This is a genomic window from Massilia sp. CT11-137 (genome assembly GCF_047302885.1).
Taxonomy (GTDB): domain Bacteria; phylum Pseudomonadota; class Gammaproteobacteria; order Burkholderiales; family Burkholderiaceae_D; genus Telluria; species Telluria orientalis.
The window spans coordinates 2,146,185-2,160,313 of record NZ_JBKYMP010000001.1 but is presented as its reverse complement, the minus strand read 5'-3'; the positions used below and the strand labels follow the sequence as shown (position 1 = coordinate 2,160,313).

Below are 14,129 nucleotides of genomic sequence, written 5' to 3'. Positions count from 1 at the left end.
TGATCTGACATATATTGCAACGGTGCTGGCCTGGCCGCGACAAAAAAAACAGAGCAGACGACGAGGCTGCACAGCAAGGGGAGTCCTAATGAAATTCAGATTCTGGGGAGTACGCGGATCGATCCCGGCCCCCGGGCCGCGTACCGTGCGCTACGGCGGCAACACCACGTGCATCGAGGTGCGCGGCGACGACGGCACCCTCGTGGTGCTGGACGCCGGCACGGGGATCTACGCGCTCGCCCAGCACCTGATGCGCCGGCGCGCGGAAGACGGCGCGCCCGTACGCGCCAACATCTTCATCACGCACAGCCATTGGGACCACATCCACGGCCTGCCCTTCTTCACGCCGCTGTTCGTGAAGGGCACGCGGGTCTGCCTGCACGGCGCCCACGATCCCGTCACCGGCCAGGGCATCGAGCATGTGATGGGCGTGCAGCTGCAGAACAGCTACTTCCCCGTCAGCGAGGAACGGATGGACGCCACCATCGATTACCGGACCCTGGACACCGGCGTGCCGCACGCCGTGGGCGACGTGGTCGTGCACAACGTCGTGATGAACCACCCCGTGACGAACCTGGGCTACCGCGTCGAATGCAACGGCCGCGCCATGTTCTTCACGGGCGACCACGAACCGTTCTTCAATCCGCACGCCCCCGCCAGCGCGGACTACGACGCGGCCCAGCGCGAGATCGAGCGGCGCGAGCGCGAGATCGAACACGCGATGGAAGGGGTCGACGCGCTCGTCGCCGACTGCTCGTACACGCTCGAGGAATATCCCGCCAAGCAGGGCTGGGGCCACGGCACGTTCGACGGCGCCATCGCGCTGGCGCTGAAGGTCGGCGCGCGCAGCCTGTACTGCACCCACCACGAGCCGACCCGCTCGGACGACGAGCTGGAAACCGTGTTCGCGCAGGCCGTCGCGCGCTGGCGCGACCGGTTGAACGGCCTCGTCGTGACGCTTGCTTACGAAGGCCTGGAAGTGGAACTCTGATGAGCGGCGACTTCGTGGAACAGCGCAAGGGAGACCGGCGCGCGCCCGACGACACGGCGCGGCGCCTGGACTTCCAGCGCCGCCTGCAGGCGATCACCACGAGGATCCACGCCACCGCCAACCTGGACCAGATCATGCTCGACCTGGGCCAGGATTTCTGCGACCTGTTCGATGCCGACCGCTTTACCCTGTACGCCGTCACACCGGCGCAGGACGCCCTCGTCGCCAAGGTCAAGACCGGCCTGTCCGAAATCCGCCACCTGCAGCTGCCGATCGGCCCCGGCTCCATCGCCGGCTTCGCGGCGCTGGCGCGCGCGACCGTCAACATCGCCGACGTCTACGACGAGGCCGAACTGCGGCGCCTGGCACCCACGCTGCGCTTCCAGCGCGGCGTCGACCAGCGCACGGGCTACCGCACGCGCGAGATGCTGGTGGCGCCGCTGATCGACGCCGGCGGCGCGCTGCTCGGCGTCGTCCAGTTCATCAACCACCGCGCCGGCGGCCCGTTCCCCCAGTTGTGCCTGGACGGCGTGAAGCAGTTGTGCGACACCCTGGTCGTCGCGTTCAGCCAGCGCCTGCGCGCCCCGCTGCCGCGCGGCCGCTACGATGCCCTCGTCACGCGCGCGGTCCTCGCCGTGCAGGAACTGGAACTGGCCACGCGCCTCGCGCGCGAGCGCGATGCCGACATCGAGGACGTGCTGTTGTCCGACTTCCACCTGAAGCCGGCCCAGATCGGCGAGGCGTTGGCGGCATACTGCGGCCTGCCCTACGAACCGTTCCGCGCCGAGCGTGTAAAACCCGTCGAGCTGCTGCGCAACCTGAAGCCGCAATACGCGCTCGAACACGGCTGGCTGCCGCTGGAAGACGGCCCCGACGGCCTCGTGCTGATGGCGCTGGACCCGGAACGCGTGGCGGCCAGCCACATCGCCGCGCAGGTGTTCGGCCGCGCGCGCATCGCGTGGCGCGTGACGACCCGCCACGACCTGCGCCAGACCGTGGCCCAGTTCTTCGGCGGCGCGGTGGCCGACGACACGAGCGTGGGCGAACTGCTGTCGCACCTGGACGAGGACGGCGATCCGGACGAGGAGACGGAGGGCGGCAGCACCGAGGTCTCGGCCGCCGTCGAGAACGAACTGGTGAAGCTGCTGAACCGGATCATCGTCGACGCGCACCGCCAGGGCGCGTCCGACATCCACATCGAGCCGCAGCCGGGCCGCGGCAAGACGGGCATCCGCTTCCGCAAGGACGGCATACTGGTGCCGTACATCGAGATCCCGTCCAGCTACCGCAACGCCCTCGTCGCGCGCGTAAAAATCATGTGCGATCTCGACATCTCCGAGCGGCGCAAGCCGCAGGACGGCAAGATCCGCTTCCGCAAGTACGGCCCGCTCGACATCGAGCTGCGCGTGGCGACGATCCCGTCCAGCGGCGGTGTCGAGGACGTCGTGATGCGTATCCTGCAGGCCGGCGAACCGATCCCGCTCGACAGCCTGGGCATCCTGCCGCACAACCTGGCGCGCCTGAAGGCCGCCGTGGCCAAGCCGTACGGCCTGTTCTTCGTGTGCGGGCCGACCGGCTCGGGCAAGACGACGACCCTGCACTCGATCCTCGCGCACCTGAACACGCCGGAGACCAAGATCTGGACGGCCGAGGACCCGGTCGAGATCACCCAGAAGGGCCTGCGCCAGGTGCAGGTCAACCGCAAGACGGGCCTCGACTTCGCCACCGTCATGCGCGCTTTCCTGCGCGCCGATCCGGACGTGATCATGGTCGGCGAGATGCGCGACCGCGAGACCGTCAGCACGGGCATCGAGGCCTCGCTGACGGGCCACCTCGTGTTCTCGACCCTGCACACGAACAGCGCGCCGGAATCGGTCGTGCGCCTGCTCGACATGGGCATGGACCCATTCAATTTTGCCGACGCCCTGCTGGGCATCCTCGCGCAGCGCCTGGCGCGCCGCCTGTGCACCGCGTGCCGCCAGCCCTACCGCCCGGACGACGCCGAGGTGGAGACGCTGCTCGACGAGTACTGCGAAGAGCTGCGCGGCCAGGCCTTGTACAAGACGGACCCGCAGGCCGCGCGCGCGGCCGTGCTGGCCGGCTGGCGCCAGCGCCACGGCGACGCCACGGGACGCTTCACGTTGTACCGCGCCGTGGGCTGCGCCGAGTGCAACAAGGGATACCGCGGGCGCGTCGGCCTGCATGAACTGATGCTGGGCAGCGAGCGTATCAAGCGCCTGCTGACCGAGCACGCGCGCGTGGCCGACCTGCTCGCGGCCGCGCTGGAGGACGGGATGCTGACCCTGAAAATGGACGGCATCGAGAAGATCCTGGGCGGCGTCACCGACATCAAGATGGTGCGTGCCGTCTGCATCAAATGACCTGCCAACCGCAACTCACCACAGGAGAGTAACGTGATGAATCGCATCGTTCCGCCGATCCTGGCGGCCACCGTCACCCTGCTGTCCGGCTGCGCCGCCGACGGCGCCAAACCGACGCAAGGTGGCAACACCTACCTCGATTCGAGCTACACGCCGACCGGAACCCTCATCCCGCGCAAGGCGCCGAGCCGCACGGACAACCTGACGATCGTCGACAAGCAGGCGCTCGAGAACGACCGCACCAACGGCAGCGGCACCAACAACTGGGCAGCCGGCAAGCCCTGAGCCGCGGCACGCCATGGCAAAAGGGCCGGAGATCGCATCCCCGGCCCTTTTCATTATCCCCCGATCAGTCGTTCGCGTTGTGTACGAACACGGCCGCCGTGCGCGCCGGGATCGCGAAGATGCCGCTGTTGCGCTCGAAGTACGACGCCTTCACCATGTCGTCGCTGCCGTTGCGCTGGATGCGGTGCAGCTGCAGCTTGCGGCCCTTCAGTTCCGGGATCGCGATCGTCTTCGGGATCTTGTCGACGTTGAACACGACGACGACCGCCTTGTACTGGGCGCCCGGATAGCGCGTACCGTCGATGCTCAGCGCGACGAGGCCCGGCACCTGGTTCGGTCCCACGTTGTAGAACTTCAGGCGGTCGATCACGTCCTGCGCCGTGCGCAGGCGGAACAGCGTGCTGTCCGCGCGGATCGCGAGGAAGTCTTCGAACGCGTTCTTCGCGGCGAGGATCGCGCGCGTGTCCGGCTTGATCAGCGGGTTGGCGAGCACCGGCGCCATCAGCGACCAGTTGTCCTGGTTCTGCCCCGCCATCGGCAGGCCGACGCCGAAGTTGTTGGATGCGTAGCTGTAATCCAGCTTGTTGAACCAGTCGCCCGCGTTGTAGCTGTCGCGGTCGAGCGATTTCGAGCGCAGGATTTCCTGGCCGGCGTGGAAGAACGGAATACCCTGCGCCAGCACGTTGATCGCGGCGCCGAGGGTCTGCACGCGCACGCGGTCGGACAGCGGCGTCGATTGCGGCAGGCGGAACGCGTTGATGTCGAACAGCGTCTGGTTGTCGTGCGCCTCGATGTAGTTGATCGTCTCGGCCGGACTCGCCGCGAAGCCGGCCTGCTGGCCGAAGTAATCGATCTGCGCGTTCGTGCGGACGTTGCCGAAGCGGTCCGTGAAGCGGTAGTCGCGCAACGTGCCGGACAGCGCGACGCGCACGAGGTCCGCGAGGCGCAGCGCATCGTCGCGGGTCTGCGTCGACAGCGCGTTCGGGTCCGTGTACACGCCGTTGATGAAGCCCTGCTCCTTGATCAGTGCCTGGCCGCCGTCGCAGCAGCCGCCGCCGCGCACGGTGTCGCGCATGCGGTCGTTGAACGAGCCGATGCCGGTGCCCGCCATATTGGCCTGGCGCGCCTGCACGAAACGGGCGTCGTTGCCGACGGCGCCGAAGTTCCACGCTTCGCCGTACAGGTAGATGTCGCGGCCTGCGGCCTGGTTGACGCTGACCTGCAGGCGCTTGATGAGATCCAGCGGCGACAGGCCCATGATGTCGAAGCGGAAGCTGTCGACCTTATACTGGCGCGCCCACAGCGACACGGAATCGATGATCAGCTTGCCCATCATGGCGTTTTCCTGCGCGGTGTCGGCGCAGCAGCTGTCGTTCAGGATGTGGCCGTCGTTGGCCAGGCGGTAGTAATAGGTCGGCACGATGCGGTCGAGGACCGACAGCGGGCCTTGCTGCGACTGGCTCGTGTGGTTGTACACGACGTCCATCGTGACGCGCAGGCCGGTCTCGTGCAGCGCCTGCACCATCGCGCGGAACTCGCGCACGCGCACGGCGCCGTCGTCGGCATCCGTCGCATAGCTGCCTTCCGGCGCATTGTAGTGGACCGGATCGTAGCCCCAGTTGAAGCAGTCCGTGTCCGCCACGGCGGCCACCGCGGCCTGCTGCGCGGTCGAATCCGCGCCTGCACTCGGAATGGCCGGGGTGACGCAGCCCTTTTCGTTGACGCTGGCGATGTCGAAACTCGGCATCAGGTGCACGTGCGTCATGCCCGCCTTCTGCAGCGATTTCAGGTGGCGCATGCCGTTGGCGTCGCCGTCCGTGAAGGCCAGGTATTTGCCGCGGTGGGCGGCCGGCACGGTGGTGTCGGATGCCGAGAAGTCGCGGATGTGCAGCTCGTACAGCGCGATGTCGGTGGGCGCATCGAGTTTCGGGATGCGCTGGTCGTCCCAGCCGGCCGGCTTCAGTTGCGGGCTGTCGAGGTTCGCGACGAAGCTGCGCGCGCTGTTCGCGGAGAGGCTCAGCGAATACGGATCGGTCACGGTGTTCGTCACGATCTTGTTGTCGGCCCAGCGCGACAGCACCTGCACGGTGTACGTGTAGTAGGCGCGGTTGGCGAGCGTCGGGTCGTTCGAGGCATAGCTCCACACGCCGCTGGCCGCGTCGCGCGTCATCGGGACGGTCGTCGCCGTCGCCGCGTTCGCGCTCGCGTACAGGTTCAGCGCGACGGATTTCGCCGTCGGCGCCCACACGCGGAACGTCGCGCGACCGCTGCGGTCGAACGTCACGCCCAGCTGGGCCTGCGCCGCCTGCGCCGCGTACAGATCGTCCAGCAGGCCGGCCGTCTGCAGCGACGTTACCTGCACGAGGCTGCCGGCGCCGTCGTACTGGGCGATGGCGAACTGGCCGCTGACCAGCGATGCGACCCTGGCCGCATCGGCGTCGTTCAGGCGCAGGCCGGTCGCGCCGGCCAGGTGCGGATATTTCTGACGAATGGCGTCCGGTAGCGCGGATACGGTGAGGTCGAAGGCGCGTTCGGCGCCCGTCAGGCCCACGTCACCGCCCTGGGTCGGCGCCAGGCCGCCGTTCGCCGCGTAGAACAGTTTGTAGCTGGCGCCGGTGGGCACGCCCGGCCAGGCCAGCGTCGTGCTGGTGAGCCACTGGGCGTTGGCGAACGCGAGATTGCCGAAGCTGAATGCAGGCTGGGTGGCGTACACGGTGCAGTCGCCCTCCAGCATCCAGGCTTCCTGGCCCTTCGTGGCGACATCGGCATCCAGGTCGGCGTGCTGGTCGGCGCCGCAATTCTTGCTGCCATTGCCGTCGGTGACGAGGAACCAGATCGCGCTCTTTCCCGCGGCCAGCGGAATATCCACGTAGCCGCCAAACCCGTCGGTACCGGTGAACATGAAGCGGTCGCTGATCCACGCCGAACTCGGATGCTGCGGACCATCCCACGAATATACGCCCCACTGGGCCGTGTCGTTCTGGACGCGGTGAAAGTGCATGCGAATGCTGCCCGGCGCGACGGGTGCGGCCGTGGTGGCACTGGCCGCCAGCAGCCGGGTGCCGGACTCGGTGGCCTGCTGGCCGGAATCGCCGACGCCGCAACCGGCCAGCAGCATGCTGGCGCAGGCGGCCGCGGCGAGCCCCAGCCATGAAGTCAAACTACTTCTGAATATCATATTGTCCCCTCTTCATTCTTATTCTGACCGGCGGGCGTGGCCCGGACGGCAACGCTGGCCGACGATCGCCTGTAATATTACTACTTACGTTAGCAAAAATGAAAAGGAAACTCCGAAATGTGGCGCAAAAACCAAATTCGGGTTCAGAGCCCTTTTTGAGGGAAGAAACTGCAAGAAATTCCGAGTGCGCTGCGGGCACAAAACGACGGCCAACGTGGTCAGTGATCGCAGCAGCGTCGCTTCTGCGCATCTTTCGAAAAAGTGCTCTGACCCCGAATCTGCGGGAAAATGCGGGAAAATGTGCTCTGACCCCGAATTTGGGCAATTTCCAAAAGCTGGGGATTGACTGCGGGTTTGGGAAATAAAAAGGCTGTGTTCGCGATAATTCGGTAACCCGCTCGCCTAGCCGAGCTGGACCGCAGCGCACAGCAGATGGGCCGGCTTCGTGAGCCGACGATCGTCCAGCATGCGCTGCCAGCCCGAGTAATGGATCAGGTAGCGGCTCGCCACGCCGCGGAACCGCACCAGCCAGCTCTTGAAGCGGCTGTGCCAGCTATTCACGTTTTGAATGTGAATCGCGCCGCGCGCCCGGATGCCCGCTTTCACGTTCACCGCTTCATGCGTGATGCCGGCCTGCTCCGCGAAATGCCGATAGACGATGGCGCCGTCGGTGATCAAGAGGACGTCGTCCGGCAGCACGGGTTTGAGGCACTCATGTAATTGCGCCACCGTCACCTGGCCGCGCCCCGTATGAAAATCGAGCGTACGGCCGTTGCGGTCGCGCGCGATGAGCAGGCAATCGTGTTCCCGGTTGATACCCCGCCGCTTGGCCACGCCACCCCGCTTTCGCGGCGGCCGCGCGAGATTCCGTGCCCCCTTCTGCGATTCGAGCCGATACGTCTCGTCGACTTCGACGATGGCCGACAGCGTTGCCGGCCGGTCGCGCATGGCACCGGGCACGAACCGGTGGCGCCATCGGAAGCTGGTCGTACGATGCACACCGACGACTTGCGCGGCATCACGCACCGTGCGCGATTCGAGCAAGCATTGCAGATACGGCAGCCAGAGCTCCTTCTTGCGCAGCCGCGCCAGCGGCGTTCCGGTCAATGCGTTGTGGCTGCGCCCACATGTGAGGCAACGGAAGCGCTGCAGTCCGCTTGCCTGGCCGCAGCGGTGCTTGCGGCCGCAGCCGCAGTGCGGACACGGCCGGCCCGCCGCCGCCTGCTCGATCAGGGTGATGCACTCGGCCGGATCCGCGATGCCGCCGATCCATTCCCGTAGCCGGACCAGGTCGTCTGGCGACAACTGCACCGCCAGCAACATGGCGAACAATTCGTCGAACGTCAGGCCGCGCATCGCCACTCCTCATGAGTTAACTCGACGATGCGTATGACCTCTGCAACGAATTACAGTTCACATAACTAGCGCGAACACAGCCAATAAAAAAGCAGCCCGCAGGCTGCTTTTCGATGGTGGCGCGATGCGCTTACAGGATGTGCGTACCGATCCACCACGCGATCGCCGCCATGAACGCCGACGCGGGGATGGTGAAGACCCAGGCCCATACGATGTTGCCGGCCACGCCCCAGCGCACGGCCGACGCCTTCTGCGCCGAGCCGACACCGACGATGGCGCCCGTGATGGTGTGCGTCGTCGACACCGGCACGCCGATCGCACTGGCGAGGAACAGCGTGATGGCGCCGCCCGATTCCGCGCAAAAGCCGCCGACCGGCTTGAGCTTGGTGATCTTCTGGCCCATCGTGCGCACGATGCGCCAGCCGCCGAACAGCGTGCCGAGCGAGATCGCCGTATAGCAGGAGATGATCACCCACAGCGGGGGCGCGGCGTCGCCGGCATTGGAGACGCCGGCCACGATCAGCAGCATCCAGATGATGCCGATGGTCTTCTGCGCGTCGTTGCCGCCGTGGCCCAGGCTGTAGGCCGCGGCCGAGAACAACTGCAGGCGGCGGAACCACGTGTCGACCTTGCGCGGCGGGGTGCGCACGAAGATCCACGACACGGCCAGCATCACGAGCGAACCGAGGATGAAGCCCAGCAGCGGCGACAGGATGATCCATTGCACGGTCTTGAGCAGGCCGCCGCCGACCAGCGCGCCGGTGCCGCTCTTGGCGACGGCCGCACCCACCAGGCCGCCGATCAGGGCGTGCGAGGACGAGGACGGGATGCCGTAGTACCACGTGATGATGTTCCAGATGATGGCGCCGACGAGCGCTCCGAACACGACGTAGTGGTCGACGATGTGCGGGTCGACGGTGCCCTTGCCCACCGTCGACGCCACGTGCAGGCCGACGGTGAAGATGGCGACGAAGTTGAACATCGCGGACATCGCGACGGCCGTCTGCGGACGCAGCACACCGGTCGACACCACCGTCGCGATCGCGTTGGCGGCATCGTGGAAGCCGTTCATGAAGTCGAAGACCAGCGCTAAAAAGACGAGCAGGCCCAGCACATAAATGCTGATATGAAGAGAGTTCATGTTGTTCTTGTTGTTCCGGTCGTTACGCGTTCTCGACGATGATGCCTTCGATGATGTTGGCAACGTCTTCGCAGCGGTCGGTCACGGTCTCGAGGATTTCGTAGATGGCCTTCATCTTGATCAGGTTGCGCACATCCGGCTCATCGCGGAACAGCTTGGACATGGCGGCGCGCATCACGTGGTCGGCGTCCGATTCCAGGCGGTCGATCTCTTCGCAGATGGCGACCATCTTCTGGGCGTTGTCCATGTTGTGCAGCATGCCGACGGCCTGCTGGACCTTTTCGCAGCACGCCAGGCACAGCTCGGCCAGGCGCTTCGCTTCCGGCGTGACGGCGTGCAGGTCGTACAGCGAGATGGTCTGGGCGGCGTCCTCCATCATGTCGAGGATATCGTCCATGCGGGTGATCAGCTTGTGGATGTCGTCACGGTCGAGCGGCGTGATGAACGTCTTGTGCAGCAGGTCCACGCACTGGTAGGTGACCTTGTCCGCCTGTTTTTCGATGCTCTCCACGGCGTGCGTGCGGTTTTCCAGGTCGTCGAAGTTGGTCATCAGGCCGACCATCTCTTGTGCACCCTTCACGCACAACGCGGCGTGCTGGTTGAACAGGTCGAAAAATTTGCCCTCCGTGGGCATCAGGCGTCCAAACATAGGTTCTCCGTTGGGTAAATCTCTTGGGACTTCTTTGAAAGTCGCGGCGATGCCGCGATCGTTGACTGCTCCCGGCTTAATCGCCCTGATAAACACTCAGGTTGCCGGTGTAATTGCCGAACTTGGTGTACATGCCCATCCAGGTCACGCGAATGGCGCCGATCGGGCCGTTACGCTGTTTGCCGATAATGATCTCGGCAGTGCCTTTGTCGGGCGAGTCCGGGTTGTAAACTTCGTCACGATACAGGAAGATGATCACGTCCGCATCCTGTTCGATAGCGCCCGATTCGCGCAGGTCGGACATCACGGGACGCTTGTTGGGACGTTGTTCCAGCGAGCGGTTCAGCTGGGACAGCGCGATCACCGGGCATCCCAGTTCCTTTGCCAGGCCCTTCAGGCTACGCGAGATCTCCGAGATCTCGGACGCGCGGTTGTCGCCCGGCTTGGAGCCCTGCATCAGCTGCAGGTAGTCGACGATGATCAGGCCCAGCTTGCCACACTGGCGGGCCAGGCGGCGCGCGCGGGCGCGCATCTCGATCGGGTTCAGCGCCGGCGTTTCGTCGATGAAGATCTGCGCATCGTTCATCTTCTGGATCGCGTGCGTCAGGCGCGGCCAATCCTCGTCCAGCAGCTTGCCGGTACGCAGGCGGTGCTGGTCGAGCTGGCCGATGGAGCCGAGCATACGCATCGCCAGCTGCACGCCGCCCATCTCCATCGAGAAGATCGCGACCGGCAGGCCGGCATCGACGGCCACGCTTTCGCCGATGTTGACGGAGAACGCGGTCTTGCCCATCGACGGACGGCCGGCGACGATGACGAGGTCGCCCGGCTGCAGGCCGGACGTCATCTTGTCGAGATCGGTGAAGCCCGTCGGGACGCCGGTGATCTCGCCCTGGTTGTCGCGGCTGTACAGCTCGTCCACGCGCTCGACCACCTGGGTCAGCAGCGGCTGGACGGGCAGCCAGCCCTGGGCGCCGCGGGCGCCCTGCTCGGCGATCGCGAAGATGCGCGATTCCGCCTCGTCGAGGATCTGCTTGACCTCGGCACCTTGCGGATTGAAGGCCTTGCCGGACACCTCGTCGGCGACGGTGATCAACTGACGCAACACGCCGCGATCGCGGACGATCTCGGCATAACGGCGGATGTTGGCGGCGGATGGCGTGTTCTGCGCCATCGCATTCAGGTACTGGAGGCCGCCGACGTCCTCGGCCTTGCCGAGCTGGACGAGCGCCTCGTACACCGTGATCACGTCGGCAGGCTTGCCGGCATTGATCAGGCGGACCATCTGTTCGAAGATGATCCGGTGGTCGTAGCGGTAAAAATCCTCCGCATGCATGAAGTCGGCAATGCGGTCCCACGCCGCGTTATCGCGCAGCAGGCCGCCAATGACGGACTGTTCTGCTTCGATGGAATGCGGGGGAATGCGGAGCGACTCGATCTGCGGGTCTGCTGAGGTGTTCATGGCCGGCATTATACCCGTTCCCGATCAGGCGCTGAAATCATTGGTGAGTTTCCAAAAACGAATTTTTTTTGCTGTTGCAAAAAAAATCGTCCCCGCAGAGGCGGGGACCCAAGCTTTGCATCCGAAGTCGCAACTTGGGTCCCCGCCTGCGCGGGGACGACGGTATTACTTGAAACTCTTATTAGGCGGCTTCGCCCACGACAGCGATGGTGATTTCCACCACGACGTCGGTGTGCAGAGCGACCGACACCGGGTGCTCGCCGGTGGTCTTCAGCGGACCGGTCGGCATGCGCACTTGTGCCTTTTCGACGGCGAAACCTTGCTTGGTCAGGGCTTCAGCGATGTCGAAGTTGGTCACGGAACCGAACAGACGGCCGTCGACGCCGGCTTTCTGGGCGATGGTGACGGTCATGCCGTTCAGCTTGTCGCCTTGGCCTTGAGCGGCAGCCAGTTTCTCGGCAGCTGCTTTTTCCAGTTCGGCGCGCTTGACTTCGAATTCAGCCACGGCAGCTTGCGTTGCACGACGGGCCATTTTTTGCGGGATCAGGAAGTTACGGGCGTAACCGTCCTTGACCTTGACGACGTCGCCCAGGTTGCCGACGTTGACGACTTTTTCCAGCAGGATAACTTGCATTTTATTCTCCAGTAATCTGACTATGCTTCGATGTCGTAACCGACGATTAAGCGTTGTGCAGGTCGGTGTACGGCAGCAAAGCCAGGTAACGGGCGCGCTTGATGGCGGTGTCCACTTGACGCTGGTAGTGAGCCTTGGTGCCGGTCAGGCGTGCCGGCATGATCTTGCCGTTTTCCTGGACGAAATCCTTCAGGGTGTCGACGTCTTTGTAGTCAACCTGTTCCACGCCTGCAGCGGTGAAGCGGCAGAATTTCTTGCGCTTGAACAGCGGGTTCTGCTGTTTGCGCTTCTCTTTGAGCTTAGCTTTGTTTTTGTCGAACTTTTTACCGAATGCCATTTTGAGGCTCCTGTATCTATCTATAAACGTGCCCGCAACCCGCAGTTTCTTACTGCTTATGCGGCACTGAAATCAATGATGTGAAACACCAAGCTTTTGCTGTGACGACTTTTCCTGGCCAAGAATCCCGTGAAGCGGTACATCGCACCCAACTCGGCGTTGGCAAATCGTCCCGAAATCTCGCCCGCGGCAACCGCGGAAATCTCGAATTCGACCTGCCTGTCCATCCTCGCCTCCGTCTGCGTCGATCCGTGTTGCAGGATGCCGCCCACGATGGGGATGCCGGCCGGGGTGTAGCGCAGGACGTCGCGTTCCAGGATGCTTGCGACCAGGGACAGCTCGTTCACGTATTACAGCTCGGTGCTCCCGCGAGATTTAGGCTGCGGCGGCCGGAGCGGCGGCCTGCTCGGCGCGGTGGCTCTTGGCTGCGTCTTCGCGCTGGACCGACTTCATCATCGGCGACGGTGCGGTTTCAGCTTTCTTCATCTTCACGGTCAGGTGACGCAGCACGGCATCATTGAATTTGAATGCGGTTTCCAGCTCGACCAGGGTCTCGTTGTCGCACTCGATGTTCAGGCAGATGTAGTGTGCCTTCGGCAGCTTCTGGATCTGGTAAGCCATTTGACGACGGCCCCAATCTTCGACGCGGTGGATGTTGCCGCCGCGCGAGGTGACCGTAGTCTTGTAGCGTTCGATCATCGCCGGGACCTGCTCGCTCTGGTCCGGGTGGACGATAAACACGATTTCATAATGACGCATGAAACACTCCTTAAGGACGTTTAAACAAATGCCCACCTCGGCGTCAAGACGAGTGTGGGAAGGGAAAGCCCAACATTATAACAGCAAAACCGTCAAGTGCTCAATGGGACTGTGCACGTGCGCCGCGTACCGCACCGCAAATGGTTATGGACGTGCGCTGCGTGCCGCACCTCAAAAGGTTGTGGACGTGCGCTGCGTACCGCAGCGCAAAAAAAACTTGAAATCCCCTTGCGCGTGGCGCAATACTGTACAAAAATACAGTCTGACCCCGTACCAACGAAGACGAACATGCTTAAGCTCACCGCACGGCAAGAACAGATCCTCAACCTGATCAAGGAAGCCATCGACAACACCGGCTTCCCGCCGACCCGCGCCGAAATCGCCCAGGAGCTTGGCTTCCGCTCGGCCAATGCCGCCGAGGAACACCTGCAGGCCCTGGCCCGTAAAGGCGCGATCGAAATTTCCCCGGGTACCTCGCGCGGTATCCGCCTCGTCGGCCAGTCCGTCGAATCCAAGGCCGCCGCTGCGGCCGCAGTGCCTGCCTTCGTGCCGCCGATTCCGCCGAACCTGATGTCGCTGCCGCTCGTCGGCCGCGTCGCGGCGGGTTCGCCCATCCTCGCCCAGGAACACGTCGAAGCGACCTATTCGGTCGATCCGGCCATGTTCTCGAGCAAGCCCGACTTCCTGTTGAAGGTCAAGGGCTGGTCGATGCGCGACGCCGGCATCTGCGACGGCGACTTCCTCGCCGTCAAGAAGGTCGACAACGCGAAGAATGGCCAGATCGTCGTCGCCCGCATCGGCGACGAAGTGACGGTCAAGCGCTACCGCAAGACCGGTTCCACGATCGAACTGTTGCCGGAGAATCCGGACTTTTCCGTGATTACCGTCGATCCGAGGACCGACGAGTTCGCACTGGAAGGCCTGGCGGTCGGACTCTTGCGGTCCTGGCACTAACC

13 protein-coding genes are annotated in these 14,129 nt (G+C 64.4%); 4 read left to right on the top strand and 9 right to left on the bottom strand.

The features are described from left to right. The first annotated feature begins 88 nt into the window (after positions 1–88). The 3 genes from ACEN98_RS09730 to ACEN98_RS09720 are packed head-to-tail and all read left to right on the top strand — an operon-like array spanning position 89 to position 3,657. Positions 89–991 (top strand): MBL fold metallo-hydrolase, encoded by a 903-nt coding sequence (locus ACEN98_RS09730; protein WP_413383846.1) that lies wholly within the window; start codon positions 89–91, stop codon positions 989–991. Then, a complete protein-coding gene (locus ACEN98_RS09725; RefSeq protein ID WP_413383844.1) occupies positions 991–3,372 on the top strand; it encodes an ATPase, T2SS/T4P/T4SS family in 2,382 nt (793 codons plus the stop codon). The genes ACEN98_RS09730 and ACEN98_RS09725 overlap by 1 nt, the downstream gene beginning before the upstream one ends. Before the next feature lie 36 nt (positions 3,373–3,408). Then, positions 3,409–3,657, top strand: coding sequence for a hypothetical protein (locus ACEN98_RS09720; protein ID WP_413383842.1), 249 nt, complete (start codon positions 3,409–3,411; stop codon positions 3,655–3,657). Positions 3,658–3,721: 64 nt separating this feature from the next. Here ACEN98_RS09720 and ACEN98_RS09715 read toward each other — a convergent pair whose 3' ends face one another. The 9 genes from ACEN98_RS09715 to rpsF form a co-directional block, all read right to left on the bottom strand. Next, entirely contained in the window at positions 3,722–6,817 is a 3,096-nt protein-coding gene (locus ACEN98_RS09715) for an alpha-1,6-glucosidase domain-containing protein (protein ID WP_413383840.1), read from the bottom strand. 420 nt (positions 6,818–7,237) lie between these two features. Continuing rightward, on the bottom strand, positions 7,238–8,191 hold the full coding sequence (locus ACEN98_RS09710; RefSeq protein ID WP_413383838.1) for an IS1595 family transposase: 954 nt from the start codon (positions 8,189–8,191) through the stop codon (positions 7,238–7,240). Between the two features lie 130 nt (positions 8,192–8,321). After that, on the bottom strand, positions 8,322–9,332 hold the full coding sequence (locus ACEN98_RS09705; protein ID WP_413337933.1) for an inorganic phosphate transporter: 1,011 nt from the start codon (positions 9,330–9,332) through the stop codon (positions 8,322–8,324). A 22-nt stretch (positions 9,333–9,354) separates the two neighbouring features. Then, on the bottom strand, positions 9,355–9,981 hold the full coding sequence (locus tag ACEN98_RS09700) for a DUF47 domain-containing protein (protein WP_056136743.1): 627 nt from the start codon (positions 9,979–9,981) through the stop codon (positions 9,355–9,357). Positions 9,982–10,057: 76 nt separating this feature from the next. Next, entirely contained in the window at positions 10,058–11,443 is a 1,386-nt protein-coding gene (locus tag ACEN98_RS09695; protein WP_413337931.1) for a replicative DNA helicase, read from the bottom strand. Between the two features lie 181 nt (positions 11,444–11,624). After that, entirely contained in the window at positions 11,625–12,077 is a 453-nt protein-coding gene (gene rplI / locus ACEN98_RS09690; RefSeq protein WP_056136742.1) for a 50S ribosomal protein L9, read from the bottom strand. A gap of 46 nt (positions 12,078–12,123) precedes the next feature. Continuing rightward, on the bottom strand, positions 12,124–12,414 hold the full coding sequence (rpsR, locus tag ACEN98_RS09685) for a 30S ribosomal protein S18 (RefSeq protein ID WP_020656854.1): 291 nt from the start codon (positions 12,412–12,414) through the stop codon (positions 12,124–12,126). A gap of 56 nt (positions 12,415–12,470) precedes the next feature. Next, entirely contained in the window at positions 12,471–12,761 is a 291-nt protein-coding gene (priB, locus tag ACEN98_RS09680; RefSeq protein ID WP_413337928.1) for a primosomal replication protein N, read from the bottom strand. A gap of 28 nt (positions 12,762–12,789) precedes the next feature. After that, a complete protein-coding gene (gene rpsF / locus ACEN98_RS09675) occupies positions 12,790–13,173 on the bottom strand; it encodes a 30S ribosomal protein S6 (RefSeq protein WP_105378247.1) in 384 nt (127 codons plus the stop codon). 288 nt (positions 13,174–13,461) lie between these two features. Between rpsF and lexA the strand changes: the two genes are divergently transcribed. After that, on the top strand, positions 13,462–14,127 hold the full coding sequence (gene lexA, locus ACEN98_RS09670; RefSeq protein ID WP_413337925.1) for a transcriptional repressor LexA: 666 nt from the start codon (positions 13,462–13,464) through the stop codon (positions 14,125–14,127). Positions 14,128–14,129: the final 2 nt, after the last annotated feature.

Excerpts from the sequence above, each read along its gene's own strand:
- ACEN98_RS09710 (WP_413383838.1), bottom strand. The coding sequence starts at position 8,191 with ATGCGCGGCCTGACGTTCGACGAATTGTTCGCCATGTTGCTGGCGGTG.
- rplI (WP_056136742.1), bottom strand. The coding sequence starts at position 12,077 with ATGCAAGTTATCCTGCTGGAAAAAGTCGTCAACGTCGGCAACCTGGGC.
- ACEN98_RS09730 (WP_413383846.1), top strand. The coding sequence starts at position 89 with ATGAAATTCAGATTCTGGGGAGTACGCGGATCGATCCCGGCCCCCGGG.
- ACEN98_RS09725 (WP_413383844.1), top strand. The coding sequence starts at position 991 with ATGAGCGGCGACTTCGTGGAACAGCGCAAGGGAGACCGGCGCGCGCCC.
- rpsR (WP_020656854.1), bottom strand. The coding sequence starts at position 12,414 with ATGGCATTCGGTAAAAAGTTCGACAAAAACAAAGCTAAGCTCAAAGAG.
- ACEN98_RS09720 (WP_413383842.1), top strand. The coding sequence starts at position 3,409 with ATGAATCGCATCGTTCCGCCGATCCTGGCGGCCACCGTCACCCTGCTG.
- ACEN98_RS09705 (WP_413337933.1), bottom strand. The coding sequence starts at position 9,332 with ATGAACTCTCTTCATATCAGCATTTATGTGCTGGGCCTGCTCGTCTTT.
- lexA (WP_413337925.1), top strand. The coding sequence starts at position 13,462 with ATGCTTAAGCTCACCGCACGGCAAGAACAGATCCTCAACCTGATCAAG.
- rpsF (WP_105378247.1), bottom strand. The coding sequence starts at position 13,173 with ATGCGTCATTATGAAATCGTGTTTATCGTCCACCCGGACCAGAGCGAG.
- ACEN98_RS09695 (WP_413337931.1), bottom strand. The coding sequence starts at position 11,443 with ATGAACACCTCAGCAGACCCGCAGATCGAGTCGCTCCGCATTCCCCCG.
- ACEN98_RS09700 (WP_056136743.1), bottom strand. The coding sequence starts at position 9,981 with ATGTTTGGACGCCTGATGCCCACGGAGGGCAAATTTTTCGACCTGTTC.